Consider the following 19,037-nt stretch of genomic DNA (forward strand, 5'->3'; position numbering starts at 1 on the left):
GGGCAGCCTGGACCGCATGATCACCGTGGAACACCTCACCAAACGGTACGGGCGGCACACCGCCGTCGACGACGTGTCGTTCCGCTGCGAGCCCGGCACCGTGACCGGGTTCCTGGGGCCGAACGGGGCCGGCAAGTCCACCACCATGCGCATGATCTGCGGCCTCACCCCGCCCAGCGCCGGCGCGGCCACGGTGAGCGGGCGGCCGTACCGGCAGCTGCCCAACCCAGGCCGGGAGGTCGGGGTGCTGCTCGACGCGTCGGCGCAGCACGCCGGCCGCACCGGGCGGGAGGCCCTGGCCGTCGCCGCCGCCACGATGGGGGTGGACCGGCGCGAGGTGGTGGCGAAGCTCGACCTGGTCGGGCTGGACGGCACGGCCGCGAAGCGCCGGGTGCGGGCGTACTCGTTGGGGATGCGGCAGCGGCTCGGCCTCGCGCACGCGCTGCTGGGCGACCCCCGGGTGCTGATCCTCGACGAGCCGGCCAACGGCTTGGACCCGGAGGGGATCTTCTGGATGCGCGGCCTGCTGCGCGACTTCGCCGACCGGGGCGGCACCGTGCTGCTCTCCTCCCACCTGCTGCGCGAGGTGGAGGCCGTCGCGGACCGGCTGGTCGTGATCGGGGGCGGCCGGATCGTGGCCCAGGGCGGCAAGGACGAGTTGCTGGCCGGTGACCGGACGGTGGTCCGGGCCCGGGACACGGCCGCCCTGCGCCGCGCGCTGGACGCGGCCGGCCTGGCGGCGACCACCGGCACCGACGGGGCGCTGCTGGTGCCCGCCCCCGCCGAGGCGGTCGGCCAGGCCGCCGCCGACGGCGGCGTACCGCTCACCGAGCTGCGTCCCGCCGACGGGGGCGGCCTGGAGCAGCTCTTCCTCACCCTCACCGCCGACCAGACGACCCGGGAGGCCGTCCGATGACCAGCACCGCCACCGCACCCGGCGAAGAGACCACCAGCCCGCGCGCCCACCGGGACGTACCCGGGCCGTCCCTGCTCCGGCTCACCGGTGTGGAGCTGCGCAAACTCGCCGACACCCGGGCCGGGCTCTGGCTGCTCGTCACGATCGGACTGCTCACCGCCGCGCTGGTCGCCGCGCAGCTGATCTGGGCTCCGGACGCCGAGCAGACCTTCGTCGGGTTCTTCACCTCGTCGCTGCTGCCGGTGGGCCTGCTGCTGCCGGTGCTCGGCATCCTGTCCATCACCGCCGAGTGGTCGCAGCGCACCGCGCTGACCACGTTCGCCCTGGTGCCCCGCCGCGAACGCGTCATCGCCGCGAAGCTGTCGGCCGTGGTGCTGGCGGCGCTCGCCTCGCTGCTGACGAGCCTGGCCACCGCCGCCGTCGGCACCGCCGTCGCGGGGGCGACCGGCGGCGCCGGAACCTGGCGGATCGAGGGTTCCCTGATCCTGCACGCCGCCGTCCTCCAGGTCGCGAACGTGCTGATGGGTGCCGGCTTCGGCCTGCTGCTGCTCAACACGCCGCTGGCGATCGTGACCTTCCTGCTGCTGCCGACGCTCTGGTCGGTGCTCGGCGGGCTGATCCGGCCGCTGCGGGAACCGGCGGGCTGGCTGGACACCGCCCGCACGATGGAGCCGCTGTTCACTCCCGACGTGACCGCCGGTCAGTGGGCCCGGCTGGCGGTGTCGCTGCTGGTGTGGATGGTCGTACCCCTGGCGGCCGGCCTGGTTCGGACCCTGCGGCGCGAGGCGGCGTGACGGTGCACGGTCTCGACGGCCCCACCGTCGTCGACGGCGGCCGGGCGGAGCTGGTGCTGTTCTGGGGCGGCTTCCCGCTGGTCGGGGCGGCGGCGGGCGCGGCGCTCGCCGCCGCCTCCGACTGGCTCGCCGGGCAGGCCTGGGTGCCGGTCCAGGGGCTGTTCGAACTGGCCGCCCGACTGCCCGACGCGTACGCGACGGCCGGCGGCGTGGCGCTCGGGACGCTCGCCGGGTTGGTGGTGGCGGGCATCGCCACCGCCGAGCGGCTCGCCGTCGCCGTCGGCCGGGAGCGGGTCCGGCTACGCCGGCCCGGTGGCCCCGCCCGGGAGGTGGCCCGGCGGGACACCCGCGCCGTGTTCGTCGACGGGAAGGCGCTGGTACTGCTCGGCCCGGACGAGGGCGAGCTGGCGCGGGAACGGTCCGACCTGCCGGCCGGGCGGCTCGCGGAGGCGTTCCGGTCCCACGGCTGGCCGTGGCGGGACGCGGACCCGCACCGGGACGCGTACCGGCGGTGGGTGCCGGGGCTGCCCGGCCTGCCGGCGGAGGCGGACGCGTTGCTGCGGGCCCGGCAGGGGGCGCTCGACGCCAGCCGGGACGGGGAGGCCCGGGAGTTGCGGGGCGAGCTGGCCCGCTCCGGAGTCGTCGTCCGCGACGACGGGCGACGGCAGTACTGGCGGCTCACCCGGCCGGCGCCGGAGCAGGGACGCGACTTCTCCTGAGCCGAACCGTTCCGGACGGTAGCGTTGCGGTGACCCTGCGGCCGGACCACGCTGTCCGTACCCGGGATCGGAGAAGGGGGACGACGATGACCTCCGCGGGACGCGTCACGGGCAGCGGCATCTTCCGCCGCAAGCCGGTCGAGGAGATCGCCGACACCAGCGAGGAGCAGCTGTCGCGGTCGCTCGGGCTCTGGCAGCTCACCTCCATCGGCGTGGGGGGCATCATCGGCGCGGGCATCTTCGCCCTGGCCGGTGCGGTGGCGAGGGAGACCGCCGGGCCGGCGGTGCTGGTCTCGTTCCTGATCGCCGGCCTGGCGAGCGCCGCGGCGGCCCTGTCGTACGCCGAGTTCGCCGGCATGATCCCGAAGGCCGGCTCGGCCTACACCTACGGGTACGCGGTGCTCGGCGAGGCCGTGGGCTGGTTCATCGGCTGGGACCTGCTGCTGGAGTACACGGCCATCGTGGCGGTGGTGGCGATCGGCATCTCCGGTTACTTCGCCTTCCTCGTCGGCGAACTGGGGCTGGAACTGCCCGCCTGGATGCTCGGCGCGCCGGGCACCGGCGACGGTCACGTGGTCGACCTGTTCGCGGTGCTCCTCTGCCTGTTCATCGCGTACCTGCTCAACCAGGGCATCAAGACGGCCGCCCGGTTCGAGACGCTCGTCGTCGGGCTGAAGGTCGCGGTGGTGCTGCTGGTCATCGTGGTCGGCTTCTTCTACGTCAAGACCGAGAACTACTCGCCGTTCTTCCCGTTCGGTGTCGGCGGGGCGATCACGGGTGCGGCCACCGTCTTCTTCGCCGTCTTCGGGTACGACGCGATGAGCACCGCCGCCGAGGAGTCGAGGGACGCGCGTCGCCACCTGCCGAGGGCGATCATCTACTCGCTGGCCCTGTCGATGGTGCTCTACGTGCTGGCGACCCTGGTGCTGACCGGCATGCAGAACTACACCCAGATCGACTCGGAGAGCGGCTTCTCCTCGGCGTTCGCCTCGGTCGGTCTCTCCGGCCTGGCGTCCGTCATCGCGGCCGGCGCGATCATCGGCATCCTGACCGTGATGTTCACCTTCATGCTCGGGGTCACCCGGGTGTGGTTCTCGATGAGCCGGGACGGCCTGCTGCCGGCCTGGTTCGCCAAGCTGCACCCGGTGCGCCGCGTGCCGAGCCGGGTCACCTGGATCGTCGGCGTCGGGTCGGCGCTGATCGCCGGCTTCCTGCCGATCCGGGAGGCGGCCGAGCTGACCAACATCGGCATCCTGCTCGCCTTCGTGGTGGTCTGCATCGCGGTGATCGTGCTGCGCTACCGCCGGCCAGACGCCCCGCGCACCTTCCGCCTCCCGGGCATGCCGGTGGTGCCGGCGCTGGGTGCGATCTTCTCGGTCTGGCTGATCACCTTCCTCGCCCCGGAGACGTGGCTGCGGTTCGCGGTGTGGTTCCTGATCGGCGTCCTGATCTACGCCTTCTACGGCTACCGCCGCTCGAAGCTGGCCGGCCGCGACGAATCCTCCGGCCCCACCGGCTCGGCCCGGTAGGGGCGGTGTGTACGGGCCGCCGGCGCGGGCGAAGGCCGCGGACAGTCCGGCGAGGTGTGCGGCAGTCTTCCCGGCACGCTAGCCGTGCGCGCCGGTCCCGTCCGCCACCAGCGGGCGTGGCTGCGGACGGCCCACCGACGCCAGCAGCTCGTCGAGGGCGTCCACGTCGGCCCAGCCGTTGACCGCGATCCGCCCGGCGGCGTCCACGGTGACCTCGACCCGGTCGGGGGTCTGCGCCAGCTCGTCGAGCAACCTCGGGAAGCGATCGTTGAGCAGCAGGAACTCCTGGTTCGTCGAGCCCACCCAGGGTCGGGTGGTGTCGAGCCGGTCCTGCTCGAACGGCCCGGCCACGAGCAGGTCGGTCTGGTCGAGCAGGGCGGCCACGTCGTCCCGCCCGGCGTCGACCGCGCGCCGCAGGCCGGCGTACGGGTAGCCGGTGAAGGTCATCACCGAGCGGCCGGCGGCCCGTACCGCGGCGGCGACCGTCGCCAGCGGGCCCGCCTGGTCGAACGGCTCGCCGCCCAGCAGCGTCAGTCCCTCGGTCCCCGCGTCCAGCACCCGGCGGGCGAGGTCGGCGGGGCCGATCCGCTGCCCGCCCCGGTAGCTCCACATGTGCGGGTTGAAGCACCCGGGGCAACGGACGGTGCAGCCCTGCACCCAGACGGCGGTCCGCTCACCGGGGCCCTCGGCCCGGGTTGCGGCGAGGAAGCGGGCCACCGCCACCGTCTCCACACCGGTGGCCGGCCGGGGTGCCGGCCCGCCGTCAGACATCCAGGACGCGCCCGTGCGGCGACGGGCCGGGGCCGGGCGGGGTGGGCGGGGCACAGACCAGGACATCCCGCAGCCGCGCGTACTCGTGGGGAGCCAGGTTGGCGGTGGCGGCGAACTCGGCCAGGCTGCCGAATCCGCCCCGCCGGTGCCGTTCGTCCAGCACGTGCCGGGCCCGCTGCGGGTCGAAGCCCGGCAGCGCCGCGAACTCCTCCATCCGAGCCGTGTTGACGTCGACCGGCCCGCCGGGCCGCGCCGCCTGGCTCGGCACCGGCGCGGCGACCGGGCCGGGGTTGACGTAGCCGCCGGGCGGCTGCGTCGCCATCGTCGGCTCGGGCGACGGCGGCGGGAACGCCGGCGCCGTGGGTGGAAAGGCCGGCGAGCCCGGGGCGTACGCCGGTGCCGCGGGCGGATACGTCGGCGGGTACGGGCCGGCCGGTGCGGCAACCGGGTGGCCGGGACCGCCGGGCGGCGGGGCGAGCGGACCCGGCGGGTAGGCGCCACCGGACCACGGCGCCGCGGCGGCCGACTGCGCGTACCAGGGGCGGTAGCCGGCACGCCAGCGCAGCCACGCGGAGTTGATCAGCGCGCCGTGCAGGATGGTGGCCGCCCAGACCGCGATCGCCGTACCGATGGCCCAGTTGTTGCCGGTGCTGCCCTGCTCGAATTCGCCGCTGACGAGGAAGGCCGCCCACCCCACCAGGGTGTAGACGATGCCGGAGATCCACCACGCCGGGCGCCGGGCGCGGAGCCCCACGTAGAGGAATCCGAAGCCGCCGAGGCAGCTGAGGCCGAGGATGGGCAGCAGCAGCCACCAACTGTGCAGGACCCGCCAACTCAGGCTCGCGGCCGGAGGCCCGGCGGGCGGATGCGGCCATCCCGGGTCAGGCGCGCTCGACATCATGTTCCTCCTGGTGCTCCAGCACGGTCGCGCGGGTGTGGTCGGCGGTGTAGGCGCTCTGCACCGTCCGGGCCGCCAGCAGGTCCTCCAGCACGGTGACGTAGTCCAGGCAGCCGTCGCCGAGCACGTCCCGGGTCTCCGCGCTGACCACGCCCTCGCTGGTGACGGTCACGACGATCCGCGGCTGCCCGCTCACGACGTCCTGCCCTCGACCGCGAACACGAGGCGGACGCTCGCGTCCTCCGTGACCTGCTCGGACTCGAGGCGGAGGCCGGCTGCCGGGGCCTGGTCGCGCAGCCGCGCCAGCACCGCGCGCTGTACCTGCCGCCCGTAGGCCGCGTCGACGGCCCGCACGATCTCGACGGCCCGCTGCTCGTCGGCCTCGCCGGTGAAGTGCGCCGACCAGATGCCGTCCGCGCCGCGCTGGAAACTCGCCCGTACGCCCGCCCAGTCCGCGATGATCACGTCCGGCTCGGTCGTGACCACGGCCGCGGTGTCGTGCAGCGCGGCCGCGAGCAGGGTCTCGTCCCGCATCCGTGTCCGCACCTGACAGACGACGCGACCGTCGGCGTCCCGCCCGGCGGTCGCACCGTGTGTCGCGGCCACGGCGGCGATGGCCAGTGGCAGCAGTATCAGTGAGACGCTCATCCGGTCCCTCTTCCCGTCGTTGACGCACACCCTAGAACTCGACCGCCCGCCCGCCCTGCCGCCGCTGCGGCGGCGCGCCGGGACGGGCTGCCGCACCCGTGGCGCCGGGACGGCCGCCGAGATCCCAGTCCTCCGCTGCGGTGGCGGCGACGGCGCGGGTGTCGGCCCAGGAGCGTACGGCGTCGATCCGCTCGGCCTGGGTGACGCTGAGCGGGACCATGCTGGCCAGGGCCCGGACCAGGTCGTCGCGGCGCAGCGGGCGGCGTTCGGAGAACGCGTCGAAGAGCCCGGCGACGACGGCCTGTTCGATCTCGGCCCCGGAGTAGCCCTCGCTGAACCCGGCGAGTTCGGCGAGCAGCGCGTCGTCGAGGGCGAGTTCGCCGGCCACGGCCGGGTTGCGCAGCCGCCGGGCGAGGTGGACCCGCCAGATCGACGCCCGCTCCACGCGGGTCGGCAGGTCCACGAAGAAGATCTCGTCGAAGCGTCCCTTGCGGAGCAGTTCCGGAGGAAGCGCCTCGATGTCGTTGGCGGTCGCGATGACGAAGACGGGGCGGGTCTTCTCCTGCATCCAGGTCAGGAAGGAACCGAAGACCCGGGCGGAGGTGCCAGAGTCGCCGGAGGCGCTACCGGAGAAGCCCTTCTCGATCTCATCCACCCAGAGCACGCAGGGTGCGGTCGCCTCGGCCGTCCGGATGGCGGTGCGCATGTTCTGCTCGCTGGATCCGACGAGCCCGGCGAAGACGCGGCCGACGTCCAGCCGTAGCAGCGGCAGGCCCCACGCCGCGGCGATCGCCTTCGCGGTCAGCGACTTGCCGCAGCCCGGCACGCCGGTGATCAGGACGCCCCGGGGCGCGGGCAGCCCGTACGCCGCCGCCTCGGCCAGCCAGGACCCGTCCCGCTTGGCCAGCCACCGCTTCAGGTTCTCCAGCCCGCCGACGTCGCCGAGGTCGACCGCGGCGTCGACGAACTCCAGCAGCCCCGACTTGCGGACGGTCTGCCGCTTCTCCTCGTGCACCACGTCGAGGTCGCGGGCGTCGAGCACCCCGTCGTTCACCATGGCGCGGGCGAAGGCGTTCTCCGCTTCGTGCAGGGTGAGCCCGAGCGCCGCCTTCGCGAACCGTTCCCGGCCGCGGTCGTCCAGCGCCATCCGGATCCGGCCGCTGGCGGAGTTGGCGGCGATGATTCCGTCCAGTACCTGCCGGATCTCCGCCTCGGTGGGCAGCGGAAAGTCGACGATCGTCACGTCCTTCTCCAGGTCGGCCGGGATGTGCAGCACGGGCGAGACCAGGACGAGGGTGCGCGGCACCGGGCCGGACTTGAACGCCGCCACCAGGTCCCGCAGCCGGCGGACCACCGCGGGACTGCCCGGCCGGTCGCCACCACCATGGGCCGGGTGCAGGTCCTTGAAGATCAGGACGCTCGGCTGGTCGACCCGGAGCGCGGCGTCGAGGGCGTCCTCGGCTTCGGTGGTGCCCTTTCGGGCGGTGCCGTCGGGCTGCACGAGCCCGGTGGTCAGCGACCAGGTCCAGACGGCGCGAGGCGTACGGACCAGGGCGGCGTCCCGCGCCACGGCGCTGACCTCGGCGATGACCCGCTGCTCCTCGGACGACTCGACGTAGAGAATCGGGAAGCGGGCCTTGAGCATCTGTGCCAGTGCGTCTCGGAACGCCGTCGCCACCGTCGGTTCCTCCCCCCGCAGAGCGCATCCGACCAGCGCGGACTCTAGCAGTCGACAAGATCAGAACGCAGGCTGCCGAATGGCCGATGGTCGCCACCGAACGTCCGGCGGCGGGGCCACTGTTCGGTCGCTCCAACTGCGGAGGAGCGTGCCACGGGTGACTGTCGGATGCCGGCGTTAGGCTGCGTGGCGAGCGGAGGGGGCGGTGTCGATGACCCGTTGGGTGGGCCTGCTGCGCGGGGTCAACGTCGGCGGCGTCCGCCTCGCGATGGCGGATCTGCGCCGCCTCGTCGCCGACCTCGGTCACCAGGACGTGCAGACCTACCTCCAGAGCGGCAACGTGGTCTTCGGCAGCACCGTCCGCGACGCCGACGCCCTGGCCCGCGGCATCGAGCGGGCGCTCGCCGACGAGCTGAAGCTCACCGTGCCGGTGCTGGTCCGCAGCGGCCGGGAGATGGCGGCGGTGGCCGGCGGCAACCCGTACGCCGACCGGGAGGACGACCCGACGCGGCTGCTGGTGGCCTTCCTCGCCGCCACGCCGGCGACGTCGGCGGTGGCCGGGCTCACCGTGCCGGGCGGCGAGACCGTGGCGTTCACGGTCACCGGGCGGGAGGTGTTCCTGCACTACCCGGACGGCGGCTACGGCCGGTCGAAGTTCACCAACACGTACCTGGAGAAGAAGCTCGGCGTCGTCGCGACCACCCGCAACTGGCGGTCGGTGCGCACGCTCGCCGAGCTGGCGGCGTAACGGTTCGGCCACGGGTGACGACCGGTGGATGGATCCACAGCGCGAGCGGCTACCGGCCCGACGAGGACCTCGTCCGGCACCGGATACCGGCCGACCTGACCTGAGATGTCGCCCGGTTCCCCGGCCGGTGCCGGTGAGCCGGGCACGTTCGGCGGGTATGCGGCACGAATGGCCTACCCGATCCCGAACATCAGCTTGAACGACGGCAACACCATCCCGCAGCTCGGCTTCGGGGTGTTCCAGATCGCCCCGAAGGACACCGTGCGGGCGGTGCGCACCGCCCTGGACGTCGGCTACCGGCACATCGACACCGCCGAGATGTACGGCAACGAGGCCGAGGTGGGCCAGGCGGTCCGCGAGTCGGGGCTGGACCGCCGGGAGGTCTTCGTCACGAGCAAGCTCAACAACGGCTTCCACCGGCCGGACGTCGCGCGGCGGGCCTTCGACTCCACGCTCGCCGCCCTGAAGATGGACTACATCGATCTCTTCCTCATCCACTGGCCGCTGCCCACCCTTTACGACGGCGACTACGTGTCGACGTGGAGGACGCTGGAGGAGTTCCGGCGCGACGGCCGGGCCCGCTCGATCGGAGTGTCGAACTTCCAGGTCGCGCACCTGGAGCGGCTCGCCGCCGAGACCGGCACGGTGCCGGCGGTGAACCAGGTCGAGGTGCACCCGTACTTCGGTAACGAGGAGGTGCGCGGGTACGACCACGGGCACGGCATCGTGACCGAGGCGTGGTCGCCGATCGCGCAGGGGAAGGTGCTCGACGACCCGACCGTGATCGACACCGCCGCGCAGGTGGGGCGTACGCCGGCGCAGGTCGTGCTGCGCTGGCACGTGCAGCGCGGCGACGTCGTCTTCCCGAAGTCGACCACGCCCTCCCGGATCGAGGAGAACGTCCGGATCTTCGACTTCGAGCTGGACGACGCGACGATGGGGCGGATCACCGGGCTCGACCGGGGGAGGCGGGCCGGCAGGGCCCCAACCCGGACACGTTCGACTACGTGCCGGCCTGACCTGCCGTCCGGCGACCGGCGCGACCCGCGCCGGCCGGGCGGACCCGGTGCTGGTCGCCCAGGTCGGCCCGCCAGTCGTTGACGCGCATGGTGTGGCCCGGCGGGTACTCGAAGTCCGTCGCCCCGAGCAGCACGAACCCGGCCCGCCGGCACACGGCGTTGGAGGCCGGGTTGTCCACCGACGGGTAGGCGTGCGCGTGCCGCCGGGTCCGCCGGGCGCGGGCCACGTCGAGCACCGCGCGCACCGCGGCCGAGGCCAGCCCCCGCCCCTGGTACGCGGACAGCACCGCCCACCCCATCTCGTAGACCTGCTCGCCGCGCCACTCGCGTTCCCAGTACCCGACGCTGCCGACCTTCGTCCCGTCGGGCAGCGCGATCGTGTACATGCAGCCGCCGCCGGTGGCGCCGAACCCGGCGTACCGTGCGTTGCGGGCCACCACCTGCTCGTCGGTCTCCGGCCCCCCGGTGTGCCGCCGGATCTCCGGGGCGTTCAGCTGCCGCAGCAGGTCGAGGTCGTCCGCCTGCCAGGGGATGATGCGCATGTCGCTCACGCGTCCAGTGGACCACCCGCCACCGACGGTCCGGTCCGCCAGATCGGATCTGGCGGACCGTCTGGCGCCCTCCCGGTGAGAGGAGGTGGAGTCATGACGCCGCTGCGGCTCACCGTGATCATCGGCAGCACGCGGGAGGGGCGGGCCGGCGAGGAGGTCGCGCGCTGGTTCGTCGCGCAGGCCCGGCGGCGCGCCCAGCTCACCGTCTCCGTCCTCGACCTCGCCGACTACGACTTCCCGGCCACCTGGCCCGCCGAGGCGACGCCGGCGATGCGCTCCTTCGCCGGTGAGGTGGGCCGCGCGGAGGCGTTCGTCGTGGTCACCCCCGAGTACAACCACAGCTTTCCGGCGTCGTTGAAACAGGCGATCGACTACGCGTACGACGAGTGGCAGGCGAAGCCCGTCGGTTTCGTGTCGTACGGGTGCGGTTCCCTGGGTCTGCACGCGGTCGACCAGCTCCGCACGGTCTTCACCGCGCTGCACGCCATGACCGTCCGGGACGTCGTCGGCGTCGACCTGCTCTGCGGCGGGCCCACCCCGCTCGCCGAGGACCGGCTGAGCCGGGACGCCGCGGTCCTGCTCGACCAGCTCGCCTGGTGGGGCCAGGCACTGCGGGACGCCCGGGCAGCCCGCCCGTACGTCTCCTGAAGTTCCCCGAAGAGAGGTAGAGATCATGAGTACGCGCACCACCGGCCCGGCCGTGGAGGCCGAGGGCCTCCGCAAGGCGTTCGGGTCGACCCGGGCGCTCGACGGCCTCGACCTGCAGGTCCCGGCGGGCACCGTCTACGGCCTGCTCGGCCCGAACGGGGCGGGCAAGACCACCGCCGTCCGGGTGCTGGCCACCCTGCTGCGTCCCGACGGTGGTCGGGCCCGGGTCTTCGGCCACGACGTGGTCGACCAGGCCGACGCGGTCCGCTCCCGGGTCAGCCTGACCGGCCAGTACGCCTCGGTCGACGAGGACCTGACCGGCATGGAGAATCTGGTGCTCCTGGGCCGCCTGCTCGGGCTGCGCAAGCCGGCCGCCCGCGATCGGGCGGAGAGCCTGCTGGCCGCGTTCGGGTTGACCGAGGCCGCGGGTCGGCAGGTGAAGAAGTACTCCGGTGGCATGCGCCGGCGCCTCGACATCGCCGCCAGCATCCTCAACACGCCGGATCTGCTCTTCCTCGACGAGCCGACGACCGGGCTGGACCCGCGCAGCCGCAACCAGGTGTGGGAGATCGTCCGCGCGGTCGTGGCGCACGGCACCACGGTGCTGCTGACCACGCAGTACCTGGACGAGGCCGACCAGCTCGCCGGCCGCATCGCGGTGGTCGACCACGGCCGGGTGATCGCGGAGGGCACCCCGGGCGAGCTGAAGTCGTCCGTCGGCTCCGGCACCGTCCACCTGCGCCTGCGCGACGCCGGGCAGCGGCCCGAGGCCGAGAAGGTGCTGCACGCGGCGCTCGGCGTCCCGGTGCAGCTGGAGCCGGACCCGGTCGCGCTCACCGCCCGCGTCGGCGGCGAGGGCTCCGACCTGGCGGCGAGCGAGCAGGCCGCCCGCGCTCTGGCCGACCTGGCCCGCGCCGGCATCGTCGTCGACGACTTCTCCCTCGGCCAGCCGAGCCTGGACGAGGTCTTCCTGGCCCTGACCGACCACCCCGCGACCCCGACGGACGAGCGGGACGAGCAGCTGGAGGCAGCCCGATGAGCGACACCGCCACCACCACGACCGGGCGGGCCCCGTCCGTCTACGTCCCGTCGACCGAGGCGCTGGCCACGGTCCTCGCGCCCGGCGAGCGACCGCCGAGGCCGGGCGCGCTGTCGGCGTCGCTGACGTTCGGCTGGCGGGCGCTGCTGAAGATCAAGCACGTCCCCGAGCAGCTGTTCGACGTGACCGCGTTCCCGATCATCATGGTGCTGATGTTCACGTACCTGTTCGGCGGCGCCCTCGCCGACAGCCCCCGTGCCTACCTGCAGTTCTTCCTGCCCGGCATCATGGTGACCAGCGTCGTCATGATCACCATGTACACGGGTCTCGGTCTCAACAACGACATCGAGAAGGGCGTCTTCGACCGCATCCGTACGCTCCCGGTGTGGCGGCCGGCCGCCCTGGTCGGGATGATCTTCGGCGACGTGCTGCGCTACGTCCTCGCCGCCGTGGTGATCCTCGGCGTCGGCCTCGTCCTGGGCTTCCGCCCCGACGGCGGCGTGCTCGGTGTGGTCGCCGGGATCGGCCTGCTGGTGGTCTTCTCGTTCGCGTTCTCCTGGGTCTGGACGTTCTTCGGCCTGGTCCTGCGCAGCGAGAAGTCGGTGATGGGGGTCAGCATGATGGTGCTGTTCCCGCTGACCTTCCTCAGCAACGTCTTCGTCGAGCCGGCCACGATGCCCGGCTGGCTCCAGGCGTTCGTCAAGGTCAACCCGATCACGCACCTGGTGGCCGCGGTCCGCGGGGTGATGGCCGGCTCGCCGGACGCAACGAACACGATGTGGCTGCTGCTGTGGAGCGCCGGTTTCGTGGCCGTCTTCGGCACCCTGACCATGTACCGCTACAACCGCCGCTGACCGCGGACCGGTGCGGGCGCCGCCACCTTCGTGGCGGCGCCCGCCCGGCGGCGTGCTTCCCGAGATCTTGGAAGGAAACGGCCCTCGGGAGGGCCGTTTCCTTCCAAGATCTCGTGGTTCACGGGTGTTACAGGTGCCAGCGCGGGGGGTCGGGCGGGAGGTAGCGGCAGGAGCCGCCGGTGGAGACCGTCTCGCGCAGGTGCGCCGCGAGGGCCGGATGCCGGTCATCGAGGCGACGGAGCGTGTCGCGGATCCGGGCGGTGACCGCCTTGCGGGCGCGTTCGGCCTGGTCACCCAGGCGCCGGGTGCGTCCCGCCAGGCCCGCCGCCGCCCGCAACTCGTCGAGCAGGGCGGCACGCTCGGCGTCGAGGGCGGCGACCTTGCGCTCGTCGCCACGGGCGGCGGCCCGGTCGATCTCGTCGTCGAGCCGCTCCAGGTGGCGCCGGTAGCGGGCCTTGGCCTCGTCGTCCAGGACCGGGTCTGCACCGAGCCGGTGCGCGGCTACCAGGTCGGGCCCGGCAGCCGGGTCGAGCAACTCGACCGCGGCGACGTCCACACCGGGACGGCTGAGCAGCAGGTGCAGATCCTGAAGCCCCTTGGCGTCCGGAAGATGCGCCACCACGCCGCCGTAGACCAGCCGCCACACGTCACCGTCGCGCCGGAACTCGTGGACCTCCGTCGGCGGGCGGTCCTGCGGCACGGGCGGCGTTGCGCCGGGGGGCGACCACGGCAGCGGCGCCATCCAGTCCGGCCCGATCATCGTCGCCATGGCGGAACATCCCCGCGCGCCCGCCCTCGGCGAGCCCGGTTCTGCCGGTGTTGTCGACGAGCCGGGCTCCGGGACGGCCGGCTCGGTGGTCGACGGTCCGGACCCGGGTGTGGACGCCGGTGTCTCGCCGAGGCGTTGGAGCACCTGGGCCATGCCGAGCGCGGCGGCTTCGCGTACCGTCTCGGCGCGCAGCTCGGCGGCGGCGCTCGCGTCACCGGGCTTGTCACGCCCGGTCAGCGCGACGACCAGACCGGCGCGGGCGAGCAGCGACCAGGGCCGGGCGCCCATCCGGTCGGCTGATTCGCGGGCGGCGCCGAAGCCGGCGACCGCGTCGTCCCACCGCTGCTGAGCCAGGTCGACGAGCGCGAGCCAGTGGTCGACGGGCCCGCTGACGTCGCATCCGAACAGGGCCGCGAGCCATTGCCCCCGGTACGGTTCCAGCGCCTCCCGCGCCTCGGCGCAGCGCCGCGCGTCGCCGGTGCGGGCGGCGACCTGGGCACGCAGGCGCAGCCACAGCGGCGAGACGGGCCGGGGGTACGGGGCGCCGGCGGCCTCGATCTCGGTGACCAGGCGGACGGCGGTCGCCACGTCGCCGCGTTCGGCGGCGGTGATGCCGCGGACCAGTTCCAGGTAGGTGTGGTCGGTCGGGTCGAGCCCGTGCAGCAGCGTGTCGATCTCGTCGTACCGGCCCTGGAGCAGCAGCAGCGACCAGCGTAGGTGGTGCACGAGGTAGCCGTGCTCGGACTGGTCCCACTCGCCGAACCCGACCAGCTCGCCGAAGAGGGCGTCGGCCCGGGCGAAGTCGCCCCGGCAGGCGGCGATGATGCCGCCGTCGATGGCACCGGCCATCCGGTGCCGGTCGACGTCGGACCCGCGGCCCGCCGCGACGAACGCGGCGTGCTCCTGTGTGTAGCGGGGATCCCCGAGCTCGAGCAGCGCCACCCAGCGCAGGCTGGTCGCCCACATCTCGGTCTCGCGGTCGCCGCTGCGGCGGGCGACCTCGCGGATCTCGGCGGTGATCGTGGCGCGGTCGGCGGCGCTGCCGAGGCCCCAGGTGGTGTGGTGTCGGGCCCAGAGGCTGAAGGTGAGCGCCTCGTCGTCCCGGCCTCGGCGGGCGAGCGTCTCGGTGGCGGTGATCAGGTCGGTCACCACCGTGGCCGCCGGCAGGGTGTCGTCGGGCTCGCCGATGAGCCGCCGGTACGCCTCACGCAGCAGCGCGTCCGTCTCGACCACCTGCCCGACGGGCGTCCAGCCGTGCCGGTAAACGGTGAGCGCGGCGCGGGCGAGCAGCGCGGGGTCGTCGATCTCGAGGGCCAGTTCCGCCGCCTCGGCGAGGAGCCGTCGCGCCTCCTCCCGGCCGCCGGAGTGCGACAGCTGCTCCCCCAGCTCGGTCAGGATCCGGACCCGGCGGGGCGGGTCCCCGACGATCTCCAGGGCCCGGCGGTAGTGGACGGTCGACTCCTCCAGGGCCATCCGCCCGCTGGCGTCCCGCGCGGCGGCGACGAGCAGGTCGGCGACCCGGGACGGGTCGAGCAGCCCGGCGCCGAGCCAGGCGTGGCGGGCCAGGTCGGCGGGGATGAGCCGCTCGGTGAGCGCCGGCTCGCGGTCGACGGCCCGGACGACCGCCGCGTGCCGGTCCCGGCGCTCGGCCTCGTCCAGCCCGTCGTAGAGCGTCTCCCGCACCAGGTCGTGGGCGAACGCGAACCGCCCGCCGCCGCGGGCGACCACGAGCCGGGCCGTCACGGCACGGTCGAGGAGGCGGTCGACCTGGGCCGCCGGGGTGCCCGCGCAGGCGGCGAGGACGGACCGGTGGAACTGCCGCCCCAGTACGGCGGCGACGGTGAGCGCGTCGACCACCACGTCGGGAAGCTGGGCGAGCCGGCGACGCACGGCCTCGCGGACACCCGGGGCGATCAGGTCGACCGCGCCATCGACCCGCCAGAGCCGCGCGGTCTGCTCGACGAAGAACGGGTTGCCGCCGGTGCGCCGGTGCACCTCGTCGAGGAGGGCGGCGTCCGGCTCCCGGCCGGCCGTCCGCGTCATGAGCGCCCCGACCTCGTCCCGGCTGAGGCCGTCGAGCGTGACCGTGGTCGCCTTCGTCACCAGCGGCATCAGCAGCGGGCGCAGCGGGTGGTCGGCCGCCTCGACCTCGGCGTCGCGGTACGTGCCGATGAGCAGCAGCCGCTCGAACCACGTGTGCTGGGCGGCGAACGCCAGCAGCCGCATCGAGGCCGGGTCGGCCCAGTGCAGGTCGTCGAGGACGACCACGACCGGCCGGCGCTGCGAGACGGCGACCAGCGCGGTCGTCACCGCGTCGTAGAGGGCGAACGCCTCCTCGTCCCCGCCGTCCGCGCCGGAGGCGGCCGTCCCGGTCCCGCCCGCCGCCGACGAATCCGCCCCGTCGCCCCGCACCGCCGGCGTCTCGCCGAGCAGGGCGGCGAGGCCGGGCTCGGCGGCGGCCCGGGCGACCGCCCAGTCGTCCGCCGAGCGGCGCAGGCCCCGGACGACCTGGACCCAGGGCCAGTGGCCGGGGGCGCTGTCGGAATCCCAGCAGGCGGCGCCGAGCACCAGCGCGCCGCGCTGGCGGGCCTCCTCGGCCAGCGCGGTGACCAGCGTGGTCTTGCCGATGCCCGGCTCCCCGGTCACCAGGACGAGACCGCCGTGGCTGGCGAGGGCCCGGTCGAGCTCCGCGCGCAGCAGGCCCGCGGGGTGCTCCCGCCCGATGATGGCCTCGACGCGCCGCGGCTCCATGACCTCCGCACGGTAGTCGAAGCCACCGACACGGCGCGCCGGACTTTCCCCCGACCACGGCGCACACGACCTCCGCTGCAACAGTGGCGGAACGATTTCGACCTCAGGGAGGCGCTGTGACGCGGCCGGAAGACATGGTTCGACAGCCTGGCCGCGGCCGGCGAGTGCTACCCGCTGGGCGAGGAGTACGACGGCCACGCCAGCCTCGCGATGGATGCCGAGGGCACGATCCACCTGCTCTTCGACAGCCAGGTCAAGCGGATCGGCCCCGGCGTCACCGGCCTGGGCCGGCTGCTGGAGGGCGCGGAGGCCCCGAAGGGGCGATGATCGGGTCGCCGCCGCGGCGTCAGGCCCGGACCAGCGGCGGTGGCGGCGCGGGTGCGGCGTCGTCGGTCCGGTCCCCGGACGCGGAGCCGACCGCCGCCAGGACCGCGCAGACGGCGGCGGCGAGGTACGCGGCGCCGGCCAGCCACGGCACGGCCGTCATCGAGGCACCCACTCCCTCCCCGGCGAGCAGCCCGACCCCGACCATCTGGAACGCGGCGAAGGCGACGAGCAACCCGGCGACGAGACCGTCGTACGCGCGCCGCAGCCCGGCCGCGAGCACGCCGGCACCCGCCAGTAGCAGCACGGCCAGCCCGCCGGTCACGACCGCGTAGATCTGGAACCGAACCGCCTCGTACGGCTCCCAGTAGTCCTCCACGGCGGACAGCAGGCCGACTGCCGCCACCACGGCCAGCGCCGCCGCCAGCACGACCACGACCACCGCCACGATCCGGGCCCAGCGCCGCCGCGCCGCCACGGTGCCGGCGAGCAGCAGTGCCACGTACGCCGGCAGCGGCGCCACCTCGAGGAAGTACTGCGTCAACGGGTTGGCCGGCTCCGGCAACTCGGCCTCCACGTACGTCAGGTCGAGGCCGATGACCACCTCGCCGTCGTCGCCGGCGAACCACGGCAGGAGGAACTGCACGAAGGCGGTGAGGGCGAGGAGCACCAGTCCGGCGCGGCCGGCGCGACGCAGTGTCATCGGAGTCACGGTCCGCCACAGTAGCCGTCCGCGCTTCGCCGCGCCGCCCCGCTCGGGCCGGTCACCCCGGACTCGGCACACCGGCGGTCAGCCTGACCGTCCACCCCACAGCTCCACCCTCATCATTCTCCAACCTTCCCTATCGGCTACGCTTAGGGAACGATGACGGAAGAAATGTACTCGGTCGAGCAGGTGGCGGAGCGGCTCGGCCTGCACGTGCGGACGGTGCGCGGCTACATCCGGTCCGGACAACTGCGGGCGGCGCGGATCGGCAAGCAGTACCGGATCGCCGCCCGCGACCTGGCCGCGCTGACCGGTTCCGCCGCACCGGCCGCCCCGGTGCCGCCCGCCGGGCCGGTGGAGGTGTCCAGCATCGTCCGCATCGACGGCGTCGACCGGGGCGCCGCCGACCGGCTCGGCACCCTCGTCCAGGCGGGGGCGGCCACCCGCCACGACCCGGGCCCCCCGCTGCGGCTCCAGACCATGTACGACGACGAACGGAACCGGATGACCCTCGTGATCCTCGGCGACCCGACCGCCACCGCGGACCTGCTGCGCCTGGTCGACTCCGTGTTGGACGGGGTGCTCGGCCGTGACTGACGACTTCCAGCAGCGGGCCGGCGTACCGGTGCTGGTGCTCGACCCGGCCGGGCCGGTGATCGCCACCGAGCAGGACGCGCTCGACCTCATCGGGTCGGCGTTCCTCGGCGCGCAGGTGGTGGCCGTGCCGGCGAGCCGGCTCGACGCGCGCTTCTTCTCGCTGGGCACCCGGTTCGCCGGCGAGATCATGCAGAAGTTCGTGAACTACCGGCTGCGGCTCGCGATCGTCGGCGACATCTCGGCGTACCTGGCGGAATCGTCGGCGTTGCGGGCCCTCGTCCACGAGTCGAACCAGGGCGGGCACGTCTGGTTCGTGCCCGACCTCGACGCGCTGGACGAGCGGCTGCGCGAGGCGGCCTGACACCCCGCGCGCCGCGCCACACCGCCGCCCTGGAACGGGATATCGGGCCATCCCCGTCGCGATCGGCTCATCGACGGGAGGCGTAGTGGCCGCCGTACCGGGTACGCGCGGCCCATGGGTAGCCACAAGCCGAACAAGCATGATCCCGGCGGCGAGTCGGCGCGCGGGCGCCGTCATCCCGGCAGCGGGGCACGCGGACACCAGGGTTCTCCGGTCGAGCATTCGCCGAAGGCCCGGCACCTGCGCACGGCGACCGGAAGCTCCGGCAGCGAGCGGGACCAGGGCCGCGCGAAGGTCGAGGGCCGCGAGCGCGTCCAACGGCAGGGTACGGGCTGAGCCCGGCTGCCGCAGCGTCTGGGGAGGTGCCGAGATGGCGAAGTTCCTGCTGAGGTCGACCTACACGGTCGACGGGATGAAGGGCCTGAGCAAGGACGGCGGCACCAAGCGTGCCGACGTCGTACGCACGATGGTCGAGAACGTCGGCGGGACGATGGAGTCGATGTACTTCGGGTTCGGCGCGGACGACACGTACGTGGTGTGTGACCTGCCGGACCACAAGACCGCCGCCGGACTGGCGATCGACATCCGGGCGGCGGGCGGCCTGGACACCCGGGTCACGCCGGTGCTGACGCCGCAGGAGGTCGACGAGGCGACCCGGGAGAAGGTCGAGTACACACCCCCGGGCATCTGATCGCGCCGGTCCTGCTTCGGCCGCGA

At 73.9% G+C, this 19,037-nt stretch carries 20 protein-coding genes; 12 read left to right on the forward strand and 8 right to left on the reverse strand.

Annotated features, from left to right (window positions below; genetic code table 11):
* Positions 1-16: 16 nt before the first annotated feature.
* The 4 genes from ACN26Y_RS02250 (at position 17) to ACN26Y_RS02265 (ending at position 3,958) form a co-directional block, all read left to right on the forward strand.
* A complete protein-coding gene (locus tag ACN26Y_RS02250) occupies positions 17-916 on the forward strand; it encodes an ABC transporter ATP-binding protein (RefSeq protein WP_155333827.1) in 900 nt (299 codons plus the stop codon).
* On the forward strand, positions 913-1,710 hold the full coding sequence (locus ACN26Y_RS02255) for an ABC transporter permease (protein WP_155333828.1): 798 nt from the start codon (positions 913-915) through the stop codon (positions 1,708-1,710). The genes ACN26Y_RS02250 and ACN26Y_RS02255 overlap by 4 nt, the downstream gene beginning before the upstream one ends.
* Positions 1,707-2,429 (forward strand): YqeB family protein, encoded by a 723-nt coding sequence (locus ACN26Y_RS02260; RefSeq protein WP_155333829.1) that lies wholly within the window; start codon positions 1,707-1,709, stop codon positions 2,427-2,429. The genes ACN26Y_RS02255 and ACN26Y_RS02260 overlap by 4 nt, the downstream gene beginning before the upstream one ends.
* A gap of 86 nt (positions 2,430-2,515) precedes the next feature.
* Positions 2,516-3,958: an amino acid permease gene (locus tag ACN26Y_RS02265; protein WP_155333830.1), complete on the forward strand. Its 1,443-nt coding sequence runs from the start codon at positions 2,516-2,518 to the stop codon at positions 3,956-3,958.
* A 78-nt stretch (positions 3,959-4,036) separates the two neighbouring features.
* Here the strand turns inward: ACN26Y_RS02265 and ACN26Y_RS02270 are convergent, their stop codons facing one another.
* Genes ACN26Y_RS02270 through ACN26Y_RS02290 form a run of 5 tightly spaced genes read right to left on the reverse strand, consistent with a single transcriptional unit; the run spans position 4,037 to position 7,953 of the window.
* Positions 4,037-4,729, reverse strand: a complete 693-nt coding sequence (locus ACN26Y_RS02270; protein ID WP_422734164.1) for a 4Fe-4S single cluster domain-containing protein — start codon at positions 4,727-4,729, stop codon at positions 4,037-4,039.
* Positions 4,722-5,627 carry a ComEA family DNA-binding protein gene (locus ACN26Y_RS02275; protein ID WP_196255766.1) on the reverse strand — a complete coding sequence of 302 codons (906 nt, stop codon included), beginning with the start codon at positions 5,625-5,627 and terminating at the stop codon, positions 4,722-4,724. The genes ACN26Y_RS02270 and ACN26Y_RS02275 overlap by 8 nt, the downstream gene beginning before the upstream one ends.
* Positions 5,611-5,823 carry a DUF2997 domain-containing protein gene (locus ACN26Y_RS02280; protein ID WP_155333833.1) on the reverse strand — a complete coding sequence of 71 codons (213 nt, stop codon included), beginning with the start codon at positions 5,821-5,823 and terminating at the stop codon, positions 5,611-5,613. The genes ACN26Y_RS02275 and ACN26Y_RS02280 overlap by 17 nt, the downstream gene beginning before the upstream one ends.
* Positions 5,820-6,275, reverse strand: coding sequence for a hypothetical protein (locus ACN26Y_RS02285; RefSeq protein WP_155333834.1), 456 nt, complete (start codon positions 6,273-6,275; stop codon positions 5,820-5,822). The genes ACN26Y_RS02280 and ACN26Y_RS02285 overlap by 4 nt, the downstream gene beginning before the upstream one ends.
* 31 nt (positions 6,276-6,306) lie before the next feature.
* Complete coding sequence (locus ACN26Y_RS02290; RefSeq protein ID WP_155333835.1) at positions 6,307-7,953, reverse strand: AAA family ATPase; 1,647 nt, start codon at positions 7,951-7,953, stop codon at positions 6,307-6,309.
* A 211-nt stretch (positions 7,954-8,164) separates the two neighbouring features.
* Between ACN26Y_RS02290 and ACN26Y_RS02295 the strand changes: the two genes are divergently transcribed.
* Together ACN26Y_RS02295 and ACN26Y_RS02300 are read left to right on the forward strand one after the other, a co-directional pair.
* The gene (locus ACN26Y_RS02295; protein ID WP_155334388.1) at positions 8,165-8,701 is read left to right on the forward strand and encodes a DUF1697 domain-containing protein; all 537 of its coding nucleotides are present in this window, start codon (positions 8,165-8,167) and stop codon (positions 8,699-8,701) included.
* 168 nt (positions 8,702-8,869) lie between these two features.
* Entirely contained in the window at positions 8,870-9,802 is a 933-nt protein-coding gene (locus tag ACN26Y_RS02300; protein ID WP_422734165.1) for an aldo/keto reductase, read from the forward strand.
* Here the strand turns inward: ACN26Y_RS02300 and ACN26Y_RS02305 are convergent.
* On the reverse strand, positions 9,705-10,262 hold the full coding sequence (locus tag ACN26Y_RS02305; protein ID WP_422735000.1) for a GNAT family N-acetyltransferase: 558 nt from the start codon (positions 10,260-10,262) through the stop codon (positions 9,705-9,707). The genes ACN26Y_RS02300 and ACN26Y_RS02305 overlap by 98 nt on opposite strands.
* A 102-nt stretch (positions 10,263-10,364) precedes the next feature.
* Between ACN26Y_RS02305 and ACN26Y_RS02310 the strand changes: the two genes are divergently transcribed.
* The 3 genes from ACN26Y_RS02310 to ACN26Y_RS02320 are packed head-to-tail and all read left to right on the forward strand — an operon-like array spanning position 10,365 to position 12,812.
* Positions 10,365-10,919 (forward strand): NADPH-dependent FMN reductase, encoded by a 555-nt coding sequence (locus ACN26Y_RS02310; protein ID WP_422734166.1) that lies wholly within the window; start codon positions 10,365-10,367, stop codon positions 10,917-10,919.
* 25 nt (positions 10,920-10,944) lie between these two features.
* A complete protein-coding gene (locus ACN26Y_RS02315; RefSeq protein ID WP_155333838.1) occupies positions 10,945-11,958 on the forward strand; it encodes an ATP-binding cassette domain-containing protein in 1,014 nt (337 codons plus the stop codon).
* Positions 11,955-12,812: an ABC transporter permease gene (locus tag ACN26Y_RS02320; protein WP_155333839.1), complete on the forward strand. Its 858-nt coding sequence runs from the start codon at positions 11,955-11,957 to the stop codon at positions 12,810-12,812. The genes ACN26Y_RS02315 and ACN26Y_RS02320 overlap by 4 nt, the downstream gene beginning before the upstream one ends.
* A 127-nt stretch (positions 12,813-12,939) precedes the next feature.
* Here ACN26Y_RS02320 and ACN26Y_RS02325 read toward each other — a convergent pair whose 3' ends face one another.
* Together ACN26Y_RS02325 and ACN26Y_RS02330 are read right to left on the reverse strand one after the other, a co-directional pair.
* Positions 12,940-16,332, reverse strand: a complete 3,393-nt coding sequence (locus ACN26Y_RS02325; RefSeq protein ID WP_155333840.1) for an ATP-binding protein — start codon at positions 16,330-16,332, stop codon at positions 12,940-12,942.
* A gap of 346 nt (positions 16,333-16,678) precedes the next feature.
* Positions 16,679-17,359: a hypothetical protein gene (locus ACN26Y_RS02330; RefSeq protein WP_422734167.1), complete on the reverse strand. Its 681-nt coding sequence runs from the start codon at positions 17,357-17,359 to the stop codon at positions 16,679-16,681.
* Between the two features lie 162 nt (positions 17,360-17,521).
* Here ACN26Y_RS02330 and ACN26Y_RS02335 point away from each other — a divergent pair, with 162 nt between their 5' ends.
* The 3 genes from ACN26Y_RS02335 (at position 17,522) to ACN26Y_RS02345 (ending at position 19,011) form a co-directional block, all read left to right on the forward strand.
* Positions 17,522-17,959, forward strand: a complete 438-nt coding sequence (locus tag ACN26Y_RS02335) for a helix-turn-helix domain-containing protein (RefSeq protein ID WP_422734168.1) — start codon at positions 17,522-17,524, stop codon at positions 17,957-17,959.
* Entirely contained in the window at positions 17,952-18,320 is a 369-nt protein-coding gene (locus ACN26Y_RS02340) for a DUF4180 domain-containing protein (RefSeq protein ID WP_155333842.1), read from the forward strand. The genes ACN26Y_RS02335 and ACN26Y_RS02340 overlap by 8 nt, the downstream gene beginning before the upstream one ends.
* Before the next feature lie 370 nt (positions 18,321-18,690).
* A complete protein-coding gene (locus ACN26Y_RS02345; protein WP_155333843.1) occupies positions 18,691-19,011 on the forward strand; it encodes a GYD domain-containing protein in 321 nt (106 codons plus the stop codon).
* The last annotated feature ends 26 nt before the right edge of the window (positions 19,012-19,037 follow it).

This window comes from Micromonospora sp. WMMD558, assembly GCF_049315255.1.
Taxonomy (GTDB): Bacteria; Actinomycetota; Actinomycetes; order Mycobacteriales; family Micromonosporaceae; genus Micromonospora.

Excerpts from the sequence above, each read along its gene's own strand:
- ACN26Y_RS02295 (WP_155334388.1), top strand. The coding sequence starts at position 8,165 with ATGACCCGTTGGGTGGGCCTGCTGCGCGGGGTCAACGTCGGCGGCGTC.
- ACN26Y_RS02325 (WP_155333840.1), bottom strand. The coding sequence starts at position 16,332 with ATGGAGCCGCGGCGCGTCGAGGCCATCATCGGGCGGGAGCACCCCGCG.
- ACN26Y_RS02345 (WP_155333843.1), top strand. The coding sequence starts at position 18,691 with ATGGCGAAGTTCCTGCTGAGGTCGACCTACACGGTCGACGGGATGAAG.
- ACN26Y_RS02265 (WP_155333830.1), top strand. The coding sequence starts at position 2,516 with ATGACCTCCGCGGGACGCGTCACGGGCAGCGGCATCTTCCGCCGCAAG.
- ACN26Y_RS02310 (WP_422734166.1), top strand. The coding sequence starts at position 10,365 with ATGACGCCGCTGCGGCTCACCGTGATCATCGGCAGCACGCGGGAGGGG.
- ACN26Y_RS02320 (WP_155333839.1), top strand. The coding sequence starts at position 11,955 with ATGAGCGACACCGCCACCACCACGACCGGGCGGGCCCCGTCCGTCTAC.
- ACN26Y_RS02305 (WP_422735000.1), bottom strand. The coding sequence starts at position 10,262 with ATGCGCATCATCCCCTGGCAGGCGGACGACCTCGACCTGCTGCGGCAG.
- ACN26Y_RS02300 (WP_422734165.1), top strand. The coding sequence starts at position 8,870 with ATGGCCTACCCGATCCCGAACATCAGCTTGAACGACGGCAACACCATC.
- ACN26Y_RS02275 (WP_196255766.1), bottom strand. The coding sequence starts at position 5,627 with ATGTCGAGCGCGCCTGACCCGGGATGGCCGCATCCGCCCGCCGGGCCT.
- ACN26Y_RS02285 (WP_155333834.1), bottom strand. The coding sequence starts at position 6,275 with ATGAGCGTCTCACTGATACTGCTGCCACTGGCCATCGCCGCCGTGGCC.
- ACN26Y_RS02250 (WP_155333827.1), top strand. The coding sequence starts at position 17 with ATGATCACCGTGGAACACCTCACCAAACGGTACGGGCGGCACACCGCC.
- ACN26Y_RS02255 (WP_155333828.1), top strand. The coding sequence starts at position 913 with ATGACCAGCACCGCCACCGCACCCGGCGAAGAGACCACCAGCCCGCGC.
- ACN26Y_RS02335 (WP_422734168.1), top strand. The coding sequence starts at position 17,522 with ATGACGGAAGAAATGTACTCGGTCGAGCAGGTGGCGGAGCGGCTCGGC.
- ACN26Y_RS02330 (WP_422734167.1), bottom strand. The coding sequence starts at position 17,359 with ATGACACTGCGTCGCGCCGGCCGCGCCGGACTGGTGCTCCTCGCCCTC.
- ACN26Y_RS02315 (WP_155333838.1), top strand. The coding sequence starts at position 10,945 with ATGAGTACGCGCACCACCGGCCCGGCCGTGGAGGCCGAGGGCCTCCGC.
- ACN26Y_RS02270 (WP_422734164.1), bottom strand. The coding sequence starts at position 4,729 with ATGTCTGACGGCGGGCCGGCACCCCGGCCGGCCACCGGTGTGGAGACG.